Raw genomic sequence first — 23,674 nt, 5'->3', positions numbered from 1 at the left:
GACTACGCCGCCAGCTCCTGGTCGACGAATTTCGCGAGCGTCGGCAGGTCCATGCAGGTCGCGAAGGCGCCCTGTTCGTCCACCTTCTTGCGGAAGGCTTCGCTCTCCACGATCTTCCGGAGTTCCGCGCTGAGCCTGTTGACAACCTCGGGCGGCGTCTTCGCTGGCGCGAGCACCGCGAACCACGATTCGACCTCGTAGCCCGGCAGCCCCGCCTCGGCCGAGGCCTTTTGCAGCAGCCCTACTTCGCCTCCTCGGCTTCCAGCACGGCCCATTCCGCGTCGGTGAAAAGCCGCGAGCGCGTCAGGAAGCGCACGCCCTCGGGGCCTTCCAGCGAGAACATGCCGCCGCGCCCCGGCACCACGTCGATGATGAGTTGCGTGTGCTGCCAATACTCGAACTGCGGCCCGCTGATGTAGAACGGCATGCCGCCGATGTGCCCCAGCAGCCGGTCGTAGTCGCCCACGATGAACTCGCCCTGGGCATAGCACATGGGCGCGCTGCCGTCGCAGCAGCCGCCCGACTGATGGAACATCAGCGGGCCGTGCTTTTTGGCGAGCCTGTCGATCAGCGCGAGCGCGGTATCAGTCGCGGTGACACGCAGGACGTCGCCGGTGGTGCTCATCAGAAGAAGCCCAGCTTGTTCTCGCTGTAGCTCACCAGCAGGTTCTTGGTCTGCTGGTAGTGGTCGAGCATCATCTTGTGGTTCTCTCGGCCGATGCCCGATTGCTTGTAGCCGCCGAAGGCCGCGTGCGCCGGGTAGTGGTGGTAGCAGTTGGTCCACACGCGGCCGGCCTGGATGCCGCGGCCCATGCGGAAGGCACGGTTCATGTCGCGGCTCCACACGCCGGCGCCCAGGCCGTAGAGCGTGTCGTTGGCGATGGAAAGCGCCTCTTCCTCGTCTTTGAAAGTGGTGACCGACACCACCGGGCCGAAGATCTCCTCCTGGAAGATGCGCATCTTGTTGTGGCCCCGGAACACGGTCGGCTTCACGTAGTAGCCGTCGGCCAGGTCGCCCTCGAACCGCTGGCGCTCGCCGCCGATCAGCACCTTCGCCCCCTCCTGCCTGCCGATGTCGAGGTACGACAGGATCTTCTCTAGCTGCTCGCCGGAGGCCTGCGCGCCGATCATGGTGGCCATGTCGAGCGGGCTGCCCTGCTTGATGGCTGCCACTCGCTTCAGCGCACGCTCCATGAAGCGGTCGTAGATCGACTCCTGGATGAGCGCGCGCGACGGGCAGGTGCAGACCTCGCCCTGGTTCAGCGCGAACATTGCGAAGCCCTCGAGCGCCTTGTCGAAGAAGGCGTCGTCCTTGTCCATCACGTCGGCGAAGAAGATGTTGGGCGACTTGCCGCCCAGCTCCAGCGTGACCGGAATCAGGTTCTGGCTCGCGTACTGCGAGATCAGCCGGCCGGTGGTGGTCTCGCCGGTGAAGGCGATCTTGCCGATGCGGTTGCTCGACGCCAGCGGCTTGCCCGCCTCCACGCCAAAGCCATTGACCACGTTCAGCACGCCCGGCGGCAGCAGGTCGCCGATGACCTCCAGCAGCACGAGGATCGACACCGGCGTCTGCTCGGCCGGCTTCAGCACCACGCAGTTGCCGGCCGCCAGCGCGGGCGCCAGCTTCCACACGGCCATCAGGATCGGGAAGTTCCACGGAATGATCTGGCCGACCACGCCGATGGGCTCATGGAAGTGGTAGGCGAAGGTTTCGTAGTCGATCTCGCTGATGCCGCCTTCCTGCGAGCGCACACACGAGGCGAAGTAGCGGAAGTGGTCGATGGCCAGCGGCAGGTCGGCCGCGGTGGTTTCGCGGATGGGCTTGCCGTTGTCCCAGGTCTCCGCTGCCGCCAGGATGGGCAGGTTCTCCTGCATGCGGTCGGCAATCCTGTTGAGGATGTTGGCGCGCTCGGTGGTCGAGGTGCGGCCCCAGGGGCCCTTGGCCTTGTGCGCGGCGTCGAGCGCACGTTCAATGTCGGCCGCGGTAGAGCGCGGCACTTCGCAGAAGACCTTGCCGGTGACGGGCGTGATGTTCTCGAAATACTGGTTGTCCGCCGGCGCGACCCATTCGCCGCCGATGTAGTTGCCGTAACGCTTCTTGAACGGCACCGCGGTGCCGAATTTGCCCGGTTCGAGCATGTCCATGACTTGTCTCCATTTGCTGCTGGCGGCGCCGCGACATGCGGCGACCTGCTTGAGCAATCGCAAGCCGCATACCCGGCCGGATCGGTACATTCCCTGGGTACTTCCTCCTGGGCATCGCATGCCGCAGGGGGGGTTTTCATTCGCAATATGCGACATGTCCGCGCGAACATGGCGACTAGGATGTCGCACAAGGCGAAAACCTCTCGGAGACACGCATGAGCGCAGCGCAGTTGCCGTCGATCAAAGTGGCGCAGGCCCGCGAACTGTTCTTTGGACAAGGCTGCGATCCCGCGCCGTGGATCGCCCCGCACATCTCGCGCTCCTGGCAGCGCTGCCGGCCGGTCGGCCACCAGGCCACGGACCCCGAGCCGATGGCGCTGGCCCTGCTGCGCGAACGGCGCGAGCAGGCCATGCGGCTGCTGAACTGCGCGCAGCCCGAGCTCGACGGCCTGGCCGAGCATGCGGTCGGCAACGGCTGCGTGGTGATCCTGTCGGATGCCAGCGGCCTGATTCTCGAGGAGGTCGGCAGCGCCGACTTCCTGCCCAAGGCCGAGCGCATCGCGCTGCAGCCCGGCGTGGAATGGTCGGAACGCAACCGGGGCACCAACGCCATCGGCACGGCGCTGGCGGAGCGCGAGGCGCTGATGGTGCTGGGCGCCGAGCACTACCTGGCGCAGAACGGAACGCTCGGATGCGCGGCAGCGCCCATCTTCACCGGGCGCGGCGAACTGGCGGGCGCGCTCGACATCTCGGGCGAGACGGTGCGCGTGAACACGCATGCGCTCGGCCTGGTGCGCATGGCGGCGCAGCAGGTCGAGCACCGCATGATGCTGGCCGAGGCCAACGGCCACGTACTGCGCTTCCATGCGCGCCCGGCGCTGATCGGCACTGCGCGCGAAGGGCTGATGGTGATCGAGGGCGGGCGCATCGTCGCGGCGAACCGGGTGGCGCTCGAGCTGTTCGGGCGCTCGTGGGACGGTCTTCTCGAACTGGACGCCGAGGCCTTTCTCGGCGCGAACTGGCCGCGCATGGAACACCGGCGCAGCCTGCTGACGCTGCCGGGCGGCCGGCAGATCGCGACCGTGATGGAGCGTTCGCATGCGGCCGGCGGTTCGCGCACGCCCACGCGGCGCGCGGTGGCCGAGCCCGAAACCGACGATGTGCAGCCTCTGCTGCACAAGGCCGTGCGGGTGCTGAACGAAGGCGTCTCCGTGCTGGTCAACGGCGAGACCGGCAGCGGCAAGGAGGTTTTCTCGCGCCGGCTGCACGCCGCGAGCCGCCGCAGCACGGGCCCCTTCGTGGCGGTGGACTGCGCCTCGCTGCCCGAGACGCTGATCGAGTCCGAACTGTTCGGCTACGAGGAAGGCGCCTTCACCGGCGCGAAGCGCAAGGGCATGGGGGGCCGCATCCGCGAAGCGCATGGCGGGGTGCTGTTCCTCGACGAGATCGCGGAGATCCCGCTGGCCCTGCAGACGCGCCTGCTGCGCGTGCTGGAGGAGCGCGTGGTCACGCCGCTGGGCGGCGGCCAGGGGGTGGCGGTGGACTTCGACCTGGTCTGCGCCACGCACGGCCACCTGCCGGCGCTGGTGGAGGCCGGACGCTTCCGCGCCGACCTGATGTACCGCGTGGCGGGGTTCACCGTCACCCTGCCTCCCTTGAGCCGGCGCGACGACCGGCACGCGCTGATCGCGCGGCTGTTTCTTGAAGCGGGCGGCGCGGCCAAGCACTTGCAGCTGGAAAACGACGCACTCGAAGTGCTGGCCGCCTACCGCTGGCCGGGCAACGTGCGCGAGCTGCGCAGCACGCTGCGCGCCATCGTGGCACTGGCCGATACGGGCGACTCGGTGACGGCGAGCGCATTGCCCGCGCACCTGCTGGGCGCGCAGCCTACCGTCTTGCCCGACGACCCGCTCGAGTGCGCCCCTGCGCATGCCGAGCCGCTGCAGGCCATCACACGCCACGCCATCGACGAGGCGTTGAAGGCCTGCGAGCACGACGTGGCGAAGGCCGCGCGCCGCCTCGGCGTTCACCGCAGCACCATCTACCGCCATCTCGCACGCCAGCGCGGCAAGCCTTCCGGGCACTGACAGGGCGGCCGGCGGAGGCCGCCCGCACAACCAAAGACTGACTTGCCCCGCCATGCCGCAGCGGCCAGACTTTGCGCATGGCCTCGCCCTCGCATTCATGACCACCAGAAAAAAGGCACAGCGCCTCTCGGCCGTCCCTTCCACCTTGCGGATTCCCCTCGCTGCGCGGGCCTCGGGCGACGCCATCTTTCCGCAGATGGCCGTGCGGGACGCCTACGCCGCCGGCATCCTGGAGCAGATCCGCGACGACGGCAGCGCGCTGCCGGAAGACCGGGCGACCATCTACGGCATCCTCTGGCGCACGCGGCGCTTCCGCAGCCTGGCCCAGGACTTCCTCAAGGAGCACCCCGGAGCACGCGTGGTGAACATGGGCTGCGGCCTGAGCCATTACTTCCAGTGGCTGGACGACGGCAAGTCCCGCATGACCGACGCCGACCTGCCCGAAGTGCTCGAACTGCGCCGCGAGTTGATCCCCGAAGCCAACGAACGCCACGACCTGCGCGAACTCGACCTGACCGCGCCCGGCTGGTGGGAGCAACTGGGCCTGCCGCGCAGACGCAATGCGCGGCCGGTGTTCCTGTTCACCGAAGGCGTGCTGATGTACCTGAAGCCCGAGCAAGTGCAGGCGGTGCTCGCCACCTTCGGCGCACGCGCGCCTGCGGGCTCGATGCTGGTCTTCGACGCCCTGTGCTGGCTCGCGGTGGGCCACGCGAAGCAGCACCCTTCGGTGCGCGCGACCGGCGCGGAGTTCCACTGGGGCATCCATCGGCCGGCCGAGCTGACGCAACCCCATCCGCGCCTGCGGCTGGCCGCCACCTACGGCGTGCTGGAAGGCGCCGGCCTGCCCTACACGCTGTTCGCGCCGATGGTGATGCTGTTCCTGGGCGTACCGCTGTATGCGCTCTACGCGTTGAAGACGGGGAACGAGGCCGATACATAAACGCACAATTTCGTGAATTGCCGGCTTTGTCCGGCCCGGCTTGCGCTGGATGGCTGACGCGGTTCGATCCCGCGCCGGGCCAAGCTCGCCGGTGTTCCCATTCGCGGAAAATGCGCTGTCGTTTCCGCCGCTTTCCCTTCTTTCCCCCAAAGATTCGCAACCCTCAAGAACCACATGCTTGATCGCCGATCCTTCCTTGCCGCCGGCGGAGCCGCTGCCGCACTCGCCGCCCTCGGACTGCCCGAAGAGGCACTGGCCGCCAACGGACTGCAACTGAGCCAGCCCGCGCCCTTCTCCTTCGACGCGCTGGTCGCACAAGCGAAGTCGCTCGCCGCAAGGCCCTATGCGGCCGCGGCGCCGCTGGCCCCCGAGGTGCTCGATCGCATCGACTACGACGCGCACGGCAAGATCAAGTTCGACGTCGCCAACGCCCTGTTCCGCGACGGGCCCGGCGCGTTCCCGGTCACCTTCTTCCACCTCGGCCGCTTCTTCCAGACGCCGGTGCGCATGCACGTGCTCGAGAACACCGACGGCGATGCGTTCGCCCGCGAGGTGCTCTACAGCCCCACCTACTTCTCAATGCCGCCCGACAGCCCCGCGCGCGCGCTGCCGCCGGGCGCGGGCTTCGCGGGCTTTCGCCTGCAGGAGAGCCGGCTGGGCGACCAGGCCAAGCTCGACTGGCAGAAGAACGACTGGGTCGCGTTCCTCGGCGCCTCGTACTTCCGCGCCATCGGCGAGCTCTACCAGTACGGGCTGTCGGCGCGCGGCATTGCGCTCGACGTGGCGGTGCCCGACAAGCCCGAGGAATTCCCGAGCTTCACGCGCTTCTACTTCGAGACGCCGGCCGCGAACAACACCACCTCGATGACGGTCTACGCGCTGCTCGAAGGACCGAGCGTGACGGGCGTGTTCAAGTTCGTCATGCAGCGCACCAAGGCCGTGATCATGGACATCGACGCGCGCATGTTCCTGCGCCGCGACGTGTCGCGCCTTGGCCTGGTGCCGCTCACGTCCATGTACTGGTACTCGGAAACCATCAAGCCCACGGCCATCGACTGGCGCCCCGAGGTGCACGACTCCGACGGCCTCGCGATCTGGAACGGCGCGGGCGAGCGCATCTGGCGCCCGCTCAACAACCCGACGCAGACGCGCGCATCCGCGTTCGCGGACACCAAGCCGCGTGGCTTCGGCCTGCTGCAGCGCGACCGCGCGTTCGACCACTACCAGGACGGCGTGGGCTACGAGAAGCGCCCGAGCCTGTGGATCGAGCCGCTGGGCGACTGGGGCGAAGGCTCGGTGCAGCTCATCGAGATTCCGACCGACGACGAGATCCACGACAACGTCGTCGCCTTCTGGGTGCCGAAGGCCGATGCCAAGGCGGGTGCGAGCTACAGCCTGCAGTACCGGCTGCACTGGACTGACCAGGAGCCGTTTCCGTCGCCGCTCGCGCGCTGCGTGGCCACGCGCATCGGCCGCGGCGGACAGCCGGGCCAGCCGCGACCGCAGGGCGTGCGCAAGTTCATGGTCGAGTTCGTCGGCCAACCGTTGACTACCGTGCCCTTCGGCGTGAAGCCCGAGGTGGTGCTGACGGCGGCGCGCGGCAAGTTCTCGTACATCTTCGCCGAGGCCGTGCCCAACGGCGTGCCGGGCCACTGGCGCGCGCAGTTCGACTTCACGCCCGAAGGCAACGAGCCGGTCGACATGCGGCTCTACCTGAAGACGGGGGACAAGACGCTTACGGAAACCTGGCTGTATCAGTACCAGCCGGGAGTCTGACTGCGGGCGGGGCTGCAGCCTGAAATCAGCGCTTGGTAACCGACACCAGTTCCACTTCGAAATTGAGCGTGGCGTTCGGCGGAATCACGCCGCCCGCGCCGCGCGAACCATAGGCAATCGACGGCGGGCAGGTCAGCTTGGCCTTGCCACCCGGCTTCATCTTCTGCACGCCTTCGGTCCAGCACGGGATCACGCCGTTGAGCGGAAACTCGGTGGGCTCACCGCGCTTGTAGGAGCTGTCGAATTCCTTGCCGGTATCGGGGAAGGTGCCGCGGTAGTGCACCTTGACCGTGTCGGTCGCGGCAGGCGAGGCACCGGTGCCTTCCTTGAGCGACTGGTAGACCAGGCCGCTGGGCGTGGTCACCGGCGCGGATTGCGCAAAGGCGGCGGGAGCGGCGAGAACGGACACGAGTGCGGCGCAGAGAAGAGACTTCACGAAAGACCTCGGAGGTTGAAAGTCGTCGATTATGGCCAGCGGCCGGCCAGGCCTGTAAGGGGATATTCGGGACCGATGCGCGTGTTGGAACAGCCCTTGCTTTGCGGAATGTGCACTGTCAACATCCACGAAGAGAGGAAGCCGCATGAACTCCACCGCAGCCGCCAGCACGGGCACGACGCCCGACCATTCAGGCACCGGTCATCTCAAGAAAGTGCTCGGTCCCGTCCAGCTCTGGGGCATCGCGGTGGGCCTCGTCATCTCGGGTGAGTACTTTGGTTGGAGCTACGGCTGGAACACGGCCGGCACACTCGGCTTTCTCGTTGCCACGGTGCTGGTCGCGACGATGTACACCACCTTCATCTTCAGCTTCACCGAACTGTCGACTGCCATCCCGCATGCGGGCGGGCCCTTCGCCTATGCGCGGCGTGCCTTCGGTCCCAACGGTGGCTTCGTCGCGGGCTTTGCCACGCTGATCGAATTCGTCTTCGCGCCGCCGGCCATCGCGCTGGCCATCGGTGCGTATCTCAACGTGCAGTTTCCGGGCATCAACCCGAAGTGGTTCGCGCTGGGCGCGTACGTGATCTTCATCGGACTCAACTGGATCGGCGTGGGCATCGCGGCGGCCTTCGAGCTGTTCGTCACCATCCTGGCCATCGTCGAGCTGCTGGTCTTCATGGGCGTGGTCACGCCGGGCTGGACCATGGCCAACTTCGTGGCCAACGGCTGGGCCGGCGGCAGCGTGCTCAACGGCGCGGCCATCTCGGGCATCTTCGCCTCCATTCCGTTCGCGATCTGGTTCTTCCTCGCCATCGAGGGCGCGGCCATGGCGGCCGAGGAGGCGCGCGATCCGCACCGCACCATTCCCATCGCGTACACCACGGGCATCGTCACGCTGGTGGTGCTGGCCTTCGGCGTGATGATCTTCGCGGGCGGCGTGGGCGACTGGCGCAAGCTCGCCAACATCAACGATCCGCTGCCACAGGCCATGAAGGCGGTGGTGGGCGACAACAGCGGCTGGCTGCACATGCTGGTGTGGATCGGGCTGTTCGGGCTGATCGCCTCGTTCCACGGAATCATCATGGGCTACTCGCGCCAGATCTTCGCGCTGGCGCGCGCGGGGTACCTGCCGCGCTACTTCGCCGGGCTGAGCCCGCGCTTCGACACGCCGCACCGCGCGCTGCTGGCCGGCGGCGTGATCGGCGTGGTCGCGATCTTCAGCGACGAGTGGGTGCAGTTCGGCGGCCAGACGCTCACCGCCAACATCGTGACCATGGCCGTGCTCGGCGCCATCGTGATGTACCTGATCTCGATGGCAGCGCTGTTCAAGCTGCGCCGCACCGAGCCCAACCTGCTGCGCACCTACCGCGCGCCCTTCTACCCCGTGTTCCCGGCCATTGCGCTTGGGCTCGGCGTCGTGTGCCTGGGCGCAATGGTGTGGTTCAACGGCATGCTCACGCTGCTGTTCATCGTGCTGATGGCAGCGGCGTACGGCTACTTCCTGCTGACCTCGGCGCAGCGCAAGGCGGCCGCGCCCGACGAGATGCTGTCTTCCTCGAAGACTGCCGCCTGACAGATGCTGTACCGCACCACCATCGACAGCCATGTCTTCGCCTTCGACGACTTGCGGCAGGTCATGGCCTTCGCGAGCCCGGCGCGTTCGGGCGACTACCTCGCGGGCATCGGCGCGGCCACCGCGCAGCAACGCATGGCCGCGCGCCACGTGCTGGCCGAGACGCCGCTCAGGCAGTTCCTGACCGAAGCATTGATTCCATACGAGAGCGACAACATCACGCGCCTCATCATCGACGGCCACGACGCGCAGGCGTTCGCGCCGGTCGCGCATCTCACGGTCGGCGACTTGCGCAACTGGCTGCTGTCCGAAGCGGCCACCACCGCCACGCTCACCGCGCTGGCACCGGGCCTCACGCCCGAGATGGTCGCGGCCGTGTCCAAGCTCATGCGCAACCAGGACCTGGTATCGGTCGCGAAGAAATGCAGCGTGGTCACGCGCTTTCGCGACACCATCGGGCTGCCCGGCCACTTGGCCGTGCGGCTGCAGCCCAACCACCCGACCGACGACCTGCGCGGCGTGGCGGCCTCCACGCTCGACGGGCTGCTCTACGGCGCGGGCGACGCGGTGATCGGCCTCAACCCCGCTTCCGACAGCATGCCCGTGCTGGGCCAGTTGCTTCGCATGCTCGACGAGGTGATCCAGCGCTTCGAGATTCCCACGCAAAGCTGCGTGCTCACGCACGTGACCAACACGCTCAAGCTCGCCGAGGCCGGCGCGCCGGTGGACCTGGTGTTCCAGTCGATCGCGGGCACCGAGAAGGCCAACCTCTCGTTCGGCGTGACGCCCGAGTTGCTCGACGAGGCCTATGCCGCGGCGCTGTCGCTCAAGCGCGGCACCATCGGCGACAACGTCATGTACTTCGAGACCGGCCAGGGCAGCGCGCTCTCGGCCAATGCCAACTTCGGTGTCGACCAGCAGACTTGCGAGGCGCGCGCCTATGCGCTGGCGCGGCGCTACAAGCCCTTCCTCATCAACACGGTAGTCGGCTTCATCGGGCCGGAGTACCTGTACGACGGCAAGCAGATCATCCGCGCCGGGCTCGAGGACCACTTCTGCGGCAAGCTGCTGGGCCTGCCCATCGGCTGCGACATCTGCTACACCAACCACGCCGAGGCCGACCAGGACGACATGGACACGCTGCTCGTGCTGCTGGGCACGGCGGGCATCAACTTCATCATGGGCATCCCGGGCGCGGACGACGTGATGCTCAACTACCAGAGCACCTCCTTCCACGACGCGCTCTTCCTGCGCGAAACGCTGGGCCTGAAGCGCGCGCCCGAATTCGAGGCCTGGCTGCAGCGCATGCAGATCACCAACGCGGCCGGGCAACTGGCGCCGCCTGCTGCCAACCGGCTGCTGGCCGACATGAGCGGGCTGTCCGCGCTCGCGTCATGAGCGATTCACCGGTCACACCCAACCCCTGGGCGCAATGGCGCTCGGCCACGCCCGCGCGGCTGGCGCTGGGCCGCGCCGGCGCAGGCATGCCGACCGACGAGACGCTGCGCTTCGGCTGGGCACATGCGATGGCACGCGATGCCATCCATGCCGCGCTCGACGTCGATGCGCTCGAAGCCGCATTGCGATCGCAGCACTGGGAGGTGGCGCGCGCACGCAGCCGTGCAGCGGACCGCACCGAATACCTGCGCCGCCCCGACCTCGGCCGGCAGCTCGACGAGGACGACGCCACGCGCCTGCTCGTCGACGGCCGCTACGGCTGCGATGTCTGCGTCGTGATCGGCGACGGGCTCTCCTCGCTCGCTGTCGCCCGCCATGCGGCGCCGCTGCTGGCCGCATTGCGCTCGCACCTGCCGGCCGACACCAGTTTCGCCCCGGTGGTCATCGCCACGCAGGCACGCGTGGCGCTGGCCGACGAGGTGGGCGAGCTGTTCGGCGCGGCGCTCTCCGTCATGCTGATCGGCGAGCGCCCCGGCCTGAGCTCGCCCGACAGCCTCGGCATCTACCTCACGCATTCGCCCAAGCGCGGCCGGCACGACGCCGAGCGCAACTGCATCTCCAATGTGCGGCCCGAAGGCCTGTCCTATGAAACCGCCGCGTTCAAGCTGGCATGGCTGATGCGCGAATCCCTGCGCCGCGGGCTGACCGGCGTCGGGCTCAAGGACGAGAGCGATCTCGCAGTGCTGAAGCAACCCGGTGCGGTGAGGCCGGGGCTGCCCGGCTAGACGCCTTCCAATTCCCGGCGTGTCGAAGCTGGCGTGGAGATCGGCGGGCCGCGGCGAGCGTCGAGGCGGCAGGAGGCAAGCGTGAGCTCATGCGGTGGGCTGGCACGGCTGATGCGTAGGTCGACGCGGAAGTGTCACCAGCGCCGCATACGCTTGGTGCTTCCCATCCACACCGCACAACAACAGGGAACGCATGCAACGCCGCCTCATTCTCCTTACCCCCCTCGCCACCGCGCTCGTCGCCACCGGCTGCGCCAGCCTCTCGCCCGCCAAGGGCTTGTCGCCCGGCCACTGGGACGCCTTCAACCGCGCGCAGATCGAAGGCCTGATCGCCGGCCTCGGCAAGGACAGCCCCGGCTACAACGCCGCCAGGCCGCCCTACGTCGTCTTCGACTGGGACAACACCAGCGTCTTCCTCGACATCGAGGAAGCCTCGCTGATCTACCAGCTCGAGAACCTGGTGTTCGGCGCCACGCCCGCGCAGCTCGAGGTGGCATTGCGCAAGAACATTCCGAAGAAAGACTTCCTCCCGCCGTTCAACAACGCGGCCGGCGGGTCGGTCAACATCGACCTGGTGGTGCCCGACATCGTGGCCAGCTACACCTGGCTCTATCAGAACTATGCCGGCCTCAAGGGCAGCCAGCCGCTGGCGGCCGTGAAGCTGAATCCGCACTACATCGCGTTCACCGCCAAGGTGCGCTATCTCTACGAAGCCATCGGCGACACCTTTGACCACGACACGGCCTACCCGTGGGTGACCTACCTCTTCGCCGGCATGACCGAGGCGCAGGTGCGCAAGCTCACGGCCGACACGGTGGCATGGCAGCTGAAGGAGCCGATCGTCAAGGTCAAGTGGACGTCGCCCGCAGCCCTGCCGGGCCGCGCCGGTGTGGTGTCGGTGAGCTGGAAGAACGGCCTGCGGCTGCAACCCGAGATACAGGCGCTGTACGCCGCCTTCCGCAACGCGGGCTTCGACGTGTGGGTGTGCTCGGCCTCGTTCGTCGATGTCATCAAGGAAATCTCGTCGAACCCCGCCTTCGGCTACAACAACCCGCCCGAGCGCGTGCTCGCGATGGAACTGGAGCGCGATGCCAATGGCGTGATCCAGCCCGAGTTCCGCCGCGGCTACGACCAGACGCAGGGCCCGGGCAAGACGAAGAACATCCAGCGCTTCCTGGTCGCCAAGTACGGCTACGGCCCGAGCTTCGTGGCCGGCGACAGCGAAGGCGACCAGAACATGATGGCCGACTTCGCCGACACGAAGAAGGTGCTGATCGTGAACCGCCTGCGCGACCCGAAGACCGACATCGGCAAGTTCTCGGCGATGGCGGTGCAGAACTACGGCAAGGCCGACACGCGCTATCTGCTGCAGGGGCGCAACGACAACACCGGCGAGTGGGTGCCGTCGCAATTGCACACGCCGCTGGGTGCGACGCAGGGCAAGGCACTCAAGTAGGAGAAGGAGCGGTTCCACGTCTGCGGTGCGGCTTGCCTATGATGGCTCCATCAAAGCAACCCGCACCGGAGACAACATGGCCGCAGAACGCTATCCCCTCGCCGAACTGAAAGACCTGCCCGAAGACATCCGCACCGCGATCCTCGCCGTGCAGGAAAAGGCGGGCTTCGTGCCCAACGTGTTCCTCGCCCTCGCACGCCGGCCGGCCGAGTGGCGCGCCTTCTTCGCGTACCACGATGCGCTGATGCTCAAGGAAGAAGGCTCGCTCACCAAGGGCGACCGCGAGATGATCGTCACCACCACCAGCGCGGCCAACAAATGCCTGTACTGCGTTGTGGCGCATGGCGCGCTGCTGCGCATTTACGAGAAGAAGCCGCTGGTGGCCGACCAGGTGGCGGTGAACTACCGCAAGGCCGACATCACGCCGCGCCAGCGCGCCATGCTCGACTTTGCGATGAAGGTCTGCGAGCGCTCGCACGAGATCGACGACAGCGACTTCCCGCCGCTGCACGCGCACGGCTTCGACGACGAGGACATCTGGGATATCGCGGCCATCACCGCCTTCTTCGGCCTGAGCAACCGGCTGGCGAGCTTCAGCGGCATGCAGCCGAACAACGAGTTCTTCCTGATGGGGCGGCTGCCGCGCGAGAAGAAGTGAGCCTGATTTGATGCGGGGTCCGTTCAGGGCGTGTGCACAGGGCACCGGGTAGTCCCCTGCGCGAATGTCCCTGGGCCATCAACCGCAGGCAAGCTCCGATAGAAGCTCAGCCCTTACCGCGACAAGAAGCCAGTGCATCCAGCGCCGGCTTGTAGGTGGGCGTGGCGACGTCCATCACGCCCAGCACCGTGTGGTACAGGTTGTCGTGGGTGAGCGGCGTGTCGAGCCCCGCCTCCATGCACGAACGCGAAAGCTTGCGCCGTTGGCTCATGCCTTCGCTGAACCACGTGACCATCGGCACGTGCTTCTGCGCCTCGGGCGCGAAGCTGTACGGCACGCCGTGCAGGAACAGGCCGTATTCGCCGAGCGACTCGCCGTGGTCGCTCACGTACAGCATCGCCGGGTCGTACTGCTTCGATTGGGCCTTGAGCCAGTCGATGGTCTGGCCTAGGAAGCGGTCGGTCTGCACGATCGAGTTGTCGTACACGTTCATGAGCTCGGCGTGGCCGCACTCGGCCAGCGCATTGGTCTTGCACTCGGGCAGGAAGCGCTTCACGTCGGGCGCCGAGCGCTTGTAGTAGGCCGGGCCGTGGCTGCCCATCTGGTGCATCACCAGCACGACACCCTTGGCGCGGCGCTCGGCCGGTAGCGCGGCAATGCGCTCGTCGAGGCCCTTGAGCATCACGTCGTCGAGGCATTCGTCGCCGTCGCACAGCGCCTTCTTGGTGGCGGCATCGAGGCCTTCGAAGGCCGAGGCGTTCGGCACGCGGACACACACACCCTTGCAGCCGGCCTGGTTGTCCAGCCAGAAAACGGCCAGGCCCGCAGCCTGCAGCACGTCGACCAGTGTCTCGTAGTCGTCCTTGCGCGATTCGTAGCCTTCCTTGCCCAGCGGCGAGAACATGCACGGCACGGAGGCCAGCGTGTTGGTGCCGCAGGAATGCACCTCGCGGTAACTCAGCACACCGCGCCTGGCGAGTTCGGGCGTGGTGTCGCGCGCATAGCCATTCAAGGCGAAGTGGTCGGCGCGAGCCGTCTCGCCCACCACCACCACGAACAGCGGTGGCTTGGTCTGAGCCGCATAGCTGGCGCCCAGCGCCGTGCCGGCAGTGATCGGAATCAGCTTGCCGCTGCGCTTGAACAGCGGCTTGATGAACAGCGAGCCCGTGGAATAGAGCGTCGCGATGGGGTTCATCATGTAGCGCAGATGAACGTTGTTGCGCATCAGCGGCGCCAGCTCGCGGTTCATGGACACCGCCGCGCCCAGCGCGACGAGCACCGACAGCAGCAACAGCGCGGCGTTGCGCCAGAGCTTCGACAGAAAGCGCATCGGCGTGACGCGCACCCGCCACAGCAGCCAGGCCGCAGGCAGGACCACCACGCCGACGTTGAAGGCCATGCGCCAGCTCAGCAGATCGCGCGCCTCGTTCGGATCGGTCTGCAGCGCGTTGGCGATCATGGTCGGGTCCATCACCACGCGGTACTGGAGCATGTAGTGCTGGACCACCGCGGCCAGCACGACCACGGCGAGCCACAGCGGCTTCATCCAGCGCGACCAGGCGGTCAGCGACAGCATGGCCGCCGAGCCGCACAGCGTGAGCAGGCTCATGGCCACGATGGTGGACATGTAGGTGCTCGGCGCACCGCCGATACGGGCCAGCTCGTTCCACAGCGGCCAGTTGGTGGTCAATACGAGGTAGAGGCTGAGCCAAAGAACGAGCACGGCGGCCGAACGCGGCTGCTTCAACCACAGGTTGAAGCGCTCCCACGACGTACCGGAGGCGGGTGAGTGCGGCGTTTTGGGGTCAGAAGTGCTCGCCCGCTGCAGGGGTGCGGGCTCGATTCGCGAAACAGACATGCGGCGAATGTAGCGAGTCCGCCTGAAGCGAGCCTGAATTGCCCCTTCAGTCGGTGTTCAGGCTGGCCCGGCGCAGGCGCATCTTCGCGCGCCTGCGCGCCATGAGCACGCCGGAAGCGGCCAGGCCCAGCGGCCGGCTGACGCCGCGCTCCACAATGACCGACACCACCGCGCCCAGCACCGCCGCCACGACGACATCGGAGGGAAAATGCAGGCCCAGGAACACCCGGCTCCATGCCACCACAACAGCCACCAGCAGCGCCGCCAGCATGGCTGCGCGGGAAGGCAGGCACCAGAGCGAAAAGGCGGCGGCAAAGGTTCCGGCCGCATGCAGGCTCGGAAAGCCGGGCCGCACGCCCTGGGGCACCCACTGGATGCCAAGGCCATAGAACGCAGGCCGGGGAACCGGCATCAGCGTGCGGATCATGTTCACGATCAACCACACGGCCAGCACGCTCACCAGCACCGTGAACAGCGCATGGCGCCAGCGCCGGCTGAACAGCGCGCAGACCCCGATGGCGAGCGTCAGCAGGGCCGGCAGCAGGTTGGAGGAGAACTCGGCGACACGCAGGCTCCACGCCGGCACCGAAGGGTCCGCGTTGATCAGCCTGAACAGTGCGAAATCAAGATCCTGCATGTGCGGGCATCGCCGGCTTCAGCATGCGCGATTTGAAGCGAGTCACCGCCGCCTCGATGACGAAGCCCACCACCCAGCAGACCCAAGCGGTCCAGAGGGTGTGGCTCATGTAATGGGCGCCGCGCAGTTGCTGCGACGCGCCCAGCACGAACCCCGCAACCACGGACACCCCCAGCCAGATCGCCGCCGCACGGGACGACACCCGGCGCAGCACGAAGTACCCGCCCACGTAGGCAAAGGCCGCAGACGCATGGCCGGCAGGAAAACACCCGCCCGGCCCGCCATCGTTGACGCCCCACGACCAGTGCGACACATACCGTGCAACGCCGCCGAACTCCTGCAGGTCCCACGGGCAGCTGGTCTGGCTGGCATGCTTGAGCACGCTGACGGCGATCACCGAGGCCAGCACCGTGAGCGCCAGCTGGGCGCGGCCCCCGGTGCTCAGGCGGCGCAGGAAGCCGAACGGCCACCGGATTGCGGCGAACAATGCGATCACGAGCGCCCAGCTCAGGTTCCGGGCGCCCTCATGCATCACGTGAACCATGAAAGGGTTGTCGCGCAAGGGAAAACCCATGTGCGAACCTGCCATGCGCGCCAGCACCAGGTCTGCCCCCGTCGCGTCCCATGCCATCAGTGCAACCAGTGCAAAAAGGGTCAGGACCCCCAGGCGAAATAGCGGGAAACGTGTCATGAACGAAGGCGGGACTGAAAAACAGACGCGAGCCTACGTTCGCGGAATGAACCCAGCCTGAAGCAAGATGAACCGAACCTGACTGGCAGGCCCCGTGCAACCGGGCAGCGCTAGACTCCATTTTTTGTTGGAAGGACATGGCGTGCGCATATTGCTGGTCGAAGATGACACTGCGTTGGCAGATGCCGTCTGCAGCTACCTGCTGGCCAAGGCCTTCGTGGTCGACGTGGCTTCGAGCCTGGCCGACGCCCGCGGCGCCCTGCTTTCGGTGCAATACGCGGCCGTGCTGCTCGACCTGCACCTGGGCGACGGCGACGGCCTCTCGCTGCTGCCGCAGGTGCGCGCCCTGCCCGAGCGCCCCATCGTCATCGTGCTGACGGCACGCGACCAGGTGACCGACCGCATCCGCGGCCTGGATGCCGGCGCCGACGACTACCTCATCAAGCCCTACGACCCCGCCGAGCTGCTGGCGCGCCTGCGCGCGGTCGAGCGCCGCCGCAGCGCGAGCAGCTCGCCGGTGCTGCAGCTCGGCACGCTCGAGATCGACCTGGCGCACGACATGGTGCGCAAGGACGGCTCGCCGATCACGCTGACGCAGAAGGAATGGGCGCTGCTGCGCGTCATGGCCACGCGACCCGAGCGCATCCACACGCGCGAGAACCTTGCCGATGCGCTCTACGGCTTCGGCGACGAGGCCGACAGCAACACGCTCGAGGTCTTCATCAGCCGCCTGCGCCGCAAGCTAGGGCGCAACCACATCCAGACGCTGCGCGGCCTCGGCTATCGCCTGTCGTTCTCGGCGGACGACGACGAATGAGCCTGAACAAGCTCGTGGCCGGCCGCGACACGCTCGCGGGCCGGCTGACCCGCACGCTGATCCTCTGGGTCGGCGGCGTGTGGCTGCTGTGCGTGTTCGCCGTGGTCTGGTATGTGGACCGCGAGATCAACCACAACTTCGACAACGAAATGGTCGAAGTTTCGCACCGCATGTTCGCGATGGCCGTGCAGGAACTGGAAAAGCTGCAGCACCCCAGACAGGAGCCGCCGCGCGAACCGCTGATCGCGCCCAAGCAGCTGTTCTCCGAGGACGCGGTGATCTACCAGATCGTCGACCTGCACGAACACGTACTGCTGCGCTCCGCCGAAGCGCCCGCGGACACCTTCGATGTGCCGCTGGCCGCCGGCTTCGCGAACAACCCGAGCTGGCGCATCTACACCGTGCGCCATCCGACGCTGGGCCTGTTCTTCCAGGTGGCGGACCCGCTCGACGAACGCCGCCATGCCCTGAACCGCACGCTCTTCGGCCTGATCATTCCGCTCGTCGCGGTGCTGCCGCTGCTCGCGCTGGTGTTGCGCAACGTGGCGCGTGCCGAGCTGCGGGCGCTGCAGGAGCTGGCCGGTGAGATCGAGAAACGCAGCGGCGCCGACCTGAGCCCGATCGCCCTGCCCGGCCTGCCGAGGGAGCTGCGCACCGTCGGCGACCACGTCAACCGGCTGCTGGAGCGCCTGTCGCACTCGCTCGACGTGGAGCGCGCGCTGGCGGCCAACGCCGCGCACGAACTGCGAACACCGCTTGCCGCCGCCCGCCTGCGGCTGCAGACCGCGCTCGAACACGACCTGCAGCGCAACGACGTGCAGGCCGCGCTCGATGCGCTGCGCACCCTCAGCCACCGCACCGAGAAGCTGCTGCAGCTGTCGCGCGCGGAATCGGGCGCCTCGCTCACACGCACGCGGGTCGACCTGGTGCAGCTCGCCGGCGCCGTGGCGCAGGACTTCTGGCAAGACCCGCGCAACACCGAGCGCCTCGTGCTCAAGGTGCCCGACAGCGCCACCCCCCTGGCCCTCGGCGACTTCGACGCACTCGCGATCGCACTGCGCAACCTGGTGGAGAACGCGCTGCGCTACGGGGGTGGCCGCGTCGTCGTCGAGGTGACGGCGCCCTGCACCCTTGCCGTGCGCGACTTCGGCCCCGGCGTGAACCCCGCGCAGCTCGAAACCCTGCGCGAGCGCCATGTGCGCCACAGCTCCGATCGCGCCGGCTACGGCCTGGGCATCTCGATCGTGGGCACCATCGTCGAGAAGCACGGCGCGAGGCTCGAACTCTCGTCGCCGCCGGCGGCCGCGGCGCATGGCTTCGAGGCTCGCATCGTGCTGCAGCCGGCCTGAGCTGCGTCAGCGGCTCCTGCTCAGTCGCTCACCAGCGTGCGCAGCCAGTCGGGCAGCGCCAGCGCCTTCTGCTTCGGGAAATCGACCCAGATGGTGGTTGCGCCGCCGGCCGCGCAGACCACGTCGGGCGCGTCTTCGCGGACCATGGTGGCCCAGCTTTCGAAGGTGGTGCGCCCCGGGTCGCTCACGTACATCTTGATCCGCACGTTGCCCGGGTATTCGATCTGCCGGTAGAAGTTGCAGAAGGCATTGACGATCACCATGCCCTCGCCGCCCGGCGCGGGCTCGACACCGATCGAGCGGATCCAGTCGATGCGCGCGGTTTCGAGATAGCGAAAGTAGGTGCCGTTGTTCAGGTGGCCCATGGCGTCCATGTCGCCCCAGCGGATGGGGATCGACATTTCGTACACGAGCTTCTTCTTTTCGGGGATTTCGATTCTCATCGGTGGGCCTTGATGGATGCGAGGATGCCCAGGACGAACAGCAAGGCCGCCAGCCATTCGGTGGCCAGCGGCCAGCGGCCGTCCCAGAGGAAGGAATAGAGCAATGCGAACAGCGTCTCGCTGACGATCAGCTGGCCGCACAGGCTCGCAGACAGCCGCTGGCTCGCGACGTTCCACAGGATGGTCGCAAGCCACGACGAACCGAAACCGCTCGCCAGTGCGATCCAGATGAACAGCATGCCGTCGGGCTGCGACCGCAGCGTGGCGACATCGCTGCCCGCCGCCGCCCACAGCAGCAAGGCCCCGAGGCCGGTGGCAATGCCGAGCCAGTTGGCCCAGTCGGCCGCGTGCACCTCGCGGTGCCGCTGCAGCCAGGCGGCGTTGAGCAAGCCGTAGACCGTCCAGCTCACCATCGAGCACAGCGCCAGCGCAATGCCCCCGCCGAAGCGCGCGCCAGCACCACTGCCCGCGCCGCCGTGCGCCGACCAGGCGCCCCAGATCATGAGTGCCATGCCCGCGCCCGTGAGCAGCAGCCCGGGCAGCAAGGCCCGCATGTGCAGGCCCGCGGGCCGGCCCAGCAGCATCATCCAGACAGGGATCGTGCCGATGACGAGGCTCGGCACCTCGGTGCCGGCTGCCGCGATGCCGAAGGCGAGCAGCAGGTAGTAGCCGCTGAAGCCCAGCACGCTGAGCCCCAGCGCCGCGAGCGCCTGCCGACCGTTCGGCCAGCGCGCGGCGGTGATGTCGACCATGCCGAATTGGCCCACCATGCGCGGCGCTACGAACACCAGCCCCCAGAGCGCACCCGCGCCCAGGCCGGCGGCAATGCCGGTCCAGGCCCGCGGACTCAGAGCGCGAACCCGTCGTCGGCCGCAATGACGGCACCGTTCACGAAATGGCTCTCGCCGCTGGCCAGCAGCACGATCAGGCCGTCCAGGTCCTCGGGCTTGCCCACGCGCTTGCGCGGCAGCATGCTGACCAGCCTGGCGCCTGCCTCGGTGGTCCAGTGCTCCTCGTTGAGTTCGGTCGCGATGTAGCCCGGGCACAGCGCGTTCACGTTGATGCCGAAGCGGCCCCACTCGAGCGCCATGGCCTTGGTCATCTGCACCACCGCGGCCTTGCTCATGCAATACGTGCCGATCTGCGGCATGACCTTGAGCGCCGCCGACGAGGCGATGTTGATGATCCGCCCGCCGATGTAGGTGCCCGGTGCCGTGCCCGTGGCGCGCGCCAGCATGCGCTTGCCGACTTCCTGCGCGACGAAGAAGGAGCCCTTCACGTTGGTGTCGAAGATGTAGTCGTAGTCGTCGGGCGTCACGTCCTGCAGGCGCTGCGTGGTGCTCACGCCCGAGTTGTTGACCAGGATGTCGATGGGGCCGACCTCGGTCTCCGCACGCGCGACCGCGGCCTTGATGCTGCCGATGTCGGTCACGTCGAGCTCGACCACGTGGGCGTCGCCGCCCTCGCCTTCGATGCGGGCGCGCAGCTCCTTGAGCTTCTCGACGCGGCGGCTGGCCAGCACCACGGCGGCACCGGCGCGCGCCAGGGTTTTCGAGAACTGGGCGCCGAGCCCGCTGGAGGCGCCGGTGACGAAGGCCACGCGGCCGGAAAGATCGATGCTGTAAGCCATGGACTGGATCCTGTGGAGTCGCGCAGGTGACGAAACAGGCCCGTCCGCGAGTGACACGGACCGCCCGTGGACGCCGCATAAAATGCCCCGCGCCTCGAAAAATCATTATCGACCCAACCCACATGACCCACGACGAAATCCTCGCCCAGTTCGGCCCTCGCGAAGCCATGGAATACGACGTGGTCGTGGTCGGCGGCGGCCCGGCCGGCCTCTCGACCGCGATCCGGCTCAAGCAGTTGGCCGCGCAGCACGAGAAGGAGATCTCGGTCGTGGTGCTCGAAAAGGGCTCGGAGCCCGGCGCGCACATCCTCTCGGGCGCCATCATGGACCCGCGCGCGCTCAACGAGCTGCTGCCCGACTGGGAGGAACTCGGCGCGCCGCTCAACCAGCCCGTGACCGACGACGCGATGGTGTTCCTCGGCGAGAAGTCGGGCCTGCGCACCCCCAACCTGTTCCTGCCGGCCTGCTTCCAGAACCACGGCAACTACATCATCAGCCTCGGCGCCTTCACCAAGTGGCTGGCGCAGCAGGCCGAGAACATGGGCGTCGAAATCTTCCCGGGCTTCCCCGCGGCGGAAGTGCTCTACAACGAAGACGGTTCGGTGCGCGGCGTGGCCACCGGCAACATGGGCGTGGGCAAGGACGGCGAACCGACCGAGAACTTCCAGCTCGGCATGGAGCTGCTGGGCAAGTACACCGTGTTCGCCGAAGGCGCGCGCGGCCACCTCGGCCGCCAGCTCATCGCGAAGTACAAGCTCGACGCCGGCAAGGACCCGCAGACCTACGGCCTCGGCGTGAAGGAAGTGTGGGAGATCGACCCCAAGCGCCACCAGCCCGGCTTCGTGCTGCACACGGCCGGCTGGCCCATGAAGAGCGACACCTATGGCGGCGCCTTCCTCTATCACATGGAGGACAACAAGGTCACGATGGGCTTCATCACCGGCCTGGACTACAGCAACCCCTACCTGAGCCCGTTCGAGGAAATGCAGCGCTGGAAGCTGCACCCCAACATCCGCTGGTACCTCGAAGGCGACGAGGCCCAGGGCATCAAGCCGGCCAAGCGCATCGGCTACGGCGCGCGCGCCATCACGGCCGGCGGCCTGATGTCGCTGCCCAAGACGGTGTTCCCGGGCGGCGCGCTGGTCGGCTGCGAGGCCGGCTACCTCAACGTGAGCCGCATCAAGGGCAGCCACGCCGCCATCAAGACCGGCATGCTGTGCGCCGAAGCCGCCTTCGAGGCGGTGCAGGCCGGCCGCCAGCACGACGAACTCACGGCCTACCCGGCCGCGTTCGAGAAGAGCTGGCTCTACACCGAGCTGAACAAGGCGCGCAACTTCAAGGCCTGGTTCAAGAAGGGCCTGGGTATCGCGACCTTCATGAACGGCATCGAGCAGTGGCTGCTCAAGGGCCACATTCCATGGACACTGCACCGCAACAAGCCCGACCACCTCTACCTGAAGCCCGCTTCGGAGTGCAAGCCCATCGTCTATCCGAAGCCGGACGGCAAGCTCACCTTCGACCGCCTCTCCAGCGTGTTCATCAGCAACACCAACCATGAAGAGCAGCAGCCGGCCCACCTGACGCTGAAGGACGCGACGGTGCCGGTCAACATCAACCTCGCCAAGTTCGCCGGCCCCGAAAGCCGCTACTGCCCGGCCGGCGTGTACGAGTTCGTGGGCACCGAGGACGGCAAGCAGCGCCTGCAGATCAATGCGCAGAACTGCGTGCACTGCAAGACCTGCGACATCAAGGACCCGACGCAGAACATCGTGTGGGTCACGCCCGAAGGCGGCGGCGGGCCGAACTACGTGGGCATGTAAGGCCTCCTTGCCTCGTCGGCGAGCCCTCTTCGGAGGGCTTTTTCGTTTCGGCTCTCCGCTGCGCTTCGTGTTGCCGGAGCCTCGCGTATTCTGGCGGCTCACAGGAGACAAAACCCATGCACATCGTCATCACCGGCGGCGCCGGTTTTCTGGGCGCTCGCCTCGCCCGCACGCTGTTGAAGCAAGGCCCCCTCTCGCTGGCCGGCGCACCCGCCCGGCCGATCGAGCGCATCACGCTGGTCGACCGCGTGGGCGCGCCCGCCGACCTCGCGTCCGATGCGCGCATCGCCACCGTGACGGGCGACCTCAACGCGCAACTCTCGCCCGATGCAGACGCGACCGTCTGGCGCGAAGCCGATGCCGTCTTCCACCTGGCCGCGGCCGTGAGCGGCGAGTGCGAGGCCGACTTCGACCTCGGCATGCGCAGCAATTTCGCAGCCACGCACGCGTTGCTCGAACGGGTGCGTGCGCTCGGCACGAAGCCAGTGCTGGTGTTCGCCAGCTCGCTCGCGGTGTTCGGCGATTCGCCCGAGCAGCCGCTGCCGAAGGTCATCGAAGACCACACGCTGCCCACGCCGCAGACCAGCTACGGCATCCAGAAATTCATCGGCGAGCAGCTGGTGGCCGATTTCACGCGCAAGGGCTTCGTGCGCGGGCGCAGCGTGCGGCTCATGACGGTGAGCGTACGCCCGGGCAAACCCAACGGCGCGGCCTCGGGCTTCTTCAGCGGCATGATCCGCGAGCCGCTGGCCGGCCTGCGCGCGGCCTGCCCCGTGCCCGATTCGACGCCTGTCGCCATCGCGTCACCGGCGCGCACCATCGAGGGCATCATCCGCGCCGCCGAGGCGAGCGATGCGCAGTGGGGTCCGCGCACCGCACTGAACCTGCCCTCGCTGGCCACCACGGTGGGCGAGATGGCTGCCGCGCTGGAGCACGTGGCCGGCCAGGCCGCCACCGCCCTGCTCGATCGCACGCCCGATCCGACGATCATGCGCATCGTGAAGACCTGGCCCGGGCGCATCGAAACGGCGCGTGCGAAGGCGCTGGGCCTGTCGGCGGACCAGAGCTTCGAGACCGTCATCCGCGAATACGTCCGTGAAAATCCCGACGCGGTGAAGCTCTCCGGTGTTGCATAGTCCGGGGCGCCTGACGCGCACCTGACTTCAACCCCGGAG

General features: G+C 67.6%; 22 protein-coding genes. 12 read left to right on the top strand and 10 right to left on the bottom strand.

Features of this window, described 5'->3' with window-relative positions; translation table 11 throughout:
* Positions 1-2 precede the first annotated feature (2 nt).
* From PMI12_RS16180 to adh, 3 genes are read right to left on the bottom strand one after another with little or no spacing between them, the layout of a single operon-like run.
* Positions 3-275: a tripartite tricarboxylate transporter substrate-binding protein gene (locus tag PMI12_RS16180; protein WP_007834509.1), complete on the bottom strand. Its 273-nt coding sequence runs from the start codon at positions 273-275 to the stop codon at positions 3-5.
* Positions 242-625, bottom strand: coding sequence for a DUF779 domain-containing protein (locus PMI12_RS16175; RefSeq protein ID WP_007834507.1), 384 nt, complete (start codon positions 623-625; stop codon positions 242-244). The genes PMI12_RS16180 and PMI12_RS16175 overlap by 34 nt, the downstream gene beginning before the upstream one ends.
* Positions 625-2,145 carry an aldehyde dehydrogenase gene (gene adh, locus PMI12_RS16170; protein ID WP_007834504.1) on the bottom strand — a complete coding sequence of 507 codons (1,521 nt, stop codon included), beginning with the start codon at positions 2,143-2,145 and terminating at the stop codon, positions 625-627. The genes PMI12_RS16175 and adh overlap by 1 nt, the downstream gene beginning before the upstream one ends.
* Positions 2,146-2,360: 215 nt before the next feature.
* Between adh and PMI12_RS16165 the strand changes: the two genes are divergently transcribed.
* The 3 genes from PMI12_RS16165 (at position 2,361) to PMI12_RS16155 (ending at position 6,948) form a co-directional block, all read left to right on the top strand.
* Positions 2,361-4,232, top strand: a complete 1,872-nt coding sequence (locus PMI12_RS16165) for a sigma-54-dependent Fis family transcriptional regulator (protein WP_007834503.1) — start codon at positions 2,361-2,363, stop codon at positions 4,230-4,232.
* Between the two features lie 97 nt (positions 4,233-4,329).
* Positions 4,330-5,172, top strand: coding sequence for a class I SAM-dependent methyltransferase (locus PMI12_RS16160; RefSeq protein WP_086012109.1), 843 nt, complete (start codon positions 4,330-4,332; stop codon positions 5,170-5,172).
* 174 nt (positions 5,173-5,346) lie between these two features.
* Entirely contained in the window at positions 5,347-6,948 is a 1,602-nt protein-coding gene (locus PMI12_RS16155; RefSeq protein WP_007834496.1) for a glucan biosynthesis protein, read from the top strand.
* A 25-nt stretch (positions 6,949-6,973) separates the two neighbouring features.
* On the opposite strand, the gene PMI12_RS16150 is transcribed toward PMI12_RS16155, so the two are convergent.
* The gene (locus tag PMI12_RS16150; protein ID WP_007834494.1) at positions 6,974-7,384 is read right to left on the bottom strand and encodes an FKBP-type peptidyl-prolyl cis-trans isomerase; all 411 of its coding nucleotides are present in this window, start codon (positions 7,382-7,384) and stop codon (positions 6,974-6,976) included.
* 145 nt (positions 7,385-7,529) lie between these two features.
* On the opposite strand from PMI12_RS16150, the gene eat reads away from it, so the two are divergent.
* The 5 genes from eat to PMI12_RS16125 all read left to right on the top strand — a co-directional run bounded on the left by eat (position 7,530) and on the right by PMI12_RS16125 (position 13,254).
* Entirely contained in the window at positions 7,530-8,957 is a 1,428-nt protein-coding gene (eat, locus tag PMI12_RS16145; protein ID WP_007834492.1) for an ethanolamine permease, read from the top strand.
* A 3-nt stretch (positions 8,958-8,960) separates the two neighbouring features.
* Positions 8,961-10,355 carry an ethanolamine ammonia-lyase subunit EutB gene (locus tag PMI12_RS16140; RefSeq protein WP_007834491.1) on the top strand — a complete coding sequence of 465 codons (1,395 nt, stop codon included), beginning with the start codon at positions 8,961-8,963 and terminating at the stop codon, positions 10,353-10,355.
* Complete coding sequence (eutC, locus tag PMI12_RS16135) at positions 10,352-11,140, top strand: ethanolamine ammonia-lyase subunit EutC (protein WP_007834489.1); 789 nt, start codon at positions 10,352-10,354, stop codon at positions 11,138-11,140. Before PMI12_RS16140 ends, eutC begins: the two co-directional genes overlap by 4 nt.
* 193 nt (positions 11,141-11,333) lie before the next feature.
* Positions 11,334-12,596 (top strand): HAD family hydrolase, encoded by a 1,263-nt coding sequence (locus tag PMI12_RS16130; RefSeq protein ID WP_007834479.1) that lies wholly within the window; start codon positions 11,334-11,336, stop codon positions 12,594-12,596.
* Between the two features lie 76 nt (positions 12,597-12,672).
* Positions 12,673-13,254, top strand: a complete 582-nt coding sequence (locus PMI12_RS16125) for a peroxidase-related enzyme (RefSeq protein ID WP_007834477.1) — start codon at positions 12,673-12,675, stop codon at positions 13,252-13,254.
* A 106-nt stretch (positions 13,255-13,360) separates the two neighbouring features.
* Here the strand turns inward: PMI12_RS16125 and PMI12_RS16120 are convergent, their stop codons facing one another.
* From PMI12_RS16120 to PMI12_RS16110, 3 genes are read right to left on the bottom strand one after another with little or no spacing between them, the layout of a single operon-like run.
* On the bottom strand, positions 13,361-15,112 hold the full coding sequence (locus PMI12_RS16120) for a phosphoethanolamine transferase (RefSeq protein ID WP_007834475.1): 1,752 nt from the start codon (positions 15,110-15,112) through the stop codon (positions 13,361-13,363).
* A 46-nt stretch (positions 15,113-15,158) separates the two neighbouring features.
* On the bottom strand, positions 15,159-15,749 hold the full coding sequence (locus PMI12_RS16115) for a phosphatase PAP2 family protein (protein ID WP_007834473.1): 591 nt from the start codon (positions 15,747-15,749) through the stop codon (positions 15,159-15,161).
* Positions 15,736-16,440 (bottom strand): phosphatase PAP2 family protein, encoded by a 705-nt coding sequence (locus PMI12_RS16110; protein ID WP_007834471.1) that lies wholly within the window; start codon positions 16,438-16,440, stop codon positions 15,736-15,738. Before PMI12_RS16110 ends, PMI12_RS16115 begins: the two co-directional genes overlap by 14 nt.
* A 142-nt stretch (positions 16,441-16,582) precedes the next feature.
* On the opposite strand from PMI12_RS16110, the gene PMI12_RS16105 reads away from it, so the two are divergent.
* A complete protein-coding gene (locus PMI12_RS16105) occupies positions 16,583-17,257 on the top strand; it encodes a response regulator (RefSeq protein WP_007834469.1) in 675 nt (224 codons plus the stop codon).
* Positions 17,254-18,606, top strand: coding sequence for a sensor histidine kinase (locus PMI12_RS16100; RefSeq protein ID WP_007834467.1), 1,353 nt, complete (start codon positions 17,254-17,256; stop codon positions 18,604-18,606). The genes PMI12_RS16105 and PMI12_RS16100 overlap by 4 nt, the downstream gene beginning before the upstream one ends.
* A gap of 20 nt (positions 18,607-18,626) precedes the next feature.
* Here the strand turns inward: PMI12_RS16100 and PMI12_RS16095 are convergent, their stop codons facing one another.
* The 3 genes from PMI12_RS16095 to PMI12_RS16085 form a co-directional block, all read right to left on the bottom strand.
* A complete protein-coding gene (locus tag PMI12_RS16095) occupies positions 18,627-19,049 on the bottom strand; it encodes an acyl-CoA thioesterase (RefSeq protein WP_007834465.1) in 423 nt (140 codons plus the stop codon).
* A complete protein-coding gene (locus tag PMI12_RS16090; RefSeq protein WP_007834463.1) occupies positions 19,046-19,819 on the bottom strand; it encodes a DMT family transporter in 774 nt (257 codons plus the stop codon). Before PMI12_RS16090 ends, PMI12_RS16095 begins: the two co-directional genes overlap by 4 nt.
* Positions 19,820-19,896: 77 nt before the next feature.
* Complete coding sequence (locus PMI12_RS16085; protein WP_007834461.1) at positions 19,897-20,679, bottom strand: SDR family oxidoreductase; 783 nt, start codon at positions 20,677-20,679, stop codon at positions 19,897-19,899.
* Between the two features lie 122 nt (positions 20,680-20,801).
* Between PMI12_RS16085 and PMI12_RS16080 the strand changes: the two genes are divergently transcribed.
* On the top strand, positions 20,802-22,499 hold the full coding sequence (locus PMI12_RS16080) for an electron transfer flavoprotein-ubiquinone oxidoreductase (protein WP_007834459.1): 1,698 nt from the start codon (positions 20,802-20,804) through the stop codon (positions 22,497-22,499).
* 116 nt (positions 22,500-22,615) lie between these two features.
* Positions 22,616-23,635, top strand: a complete 1,020-nt coding sequence (gene denD, locus PMI12_RS16075) for a D-erythronate dehydrogenase (protein WP_007834457.1) — start codon at positions 22,616-22,618, stop codon at positions 23,633-23,635.
* The last annotated feature ends 39 nt before the right edge of the window (positions 23,636-23,674 follow it).

The sequence above is a fragment of the Variovorax sp. CF313 genome (genome assembly GCF_000282635.1).
Lineage (GTDB): Bacteria > Pseudomonadota > Gammaproteobacteria > Burkholderiales > Burkholderiaceae_C > Variovorax.
The sequence above is the reverse complement of the archived record's forward strand: the minus strand, read 5'-3'. Positions and strand labels throughout refer to the sequence as shown.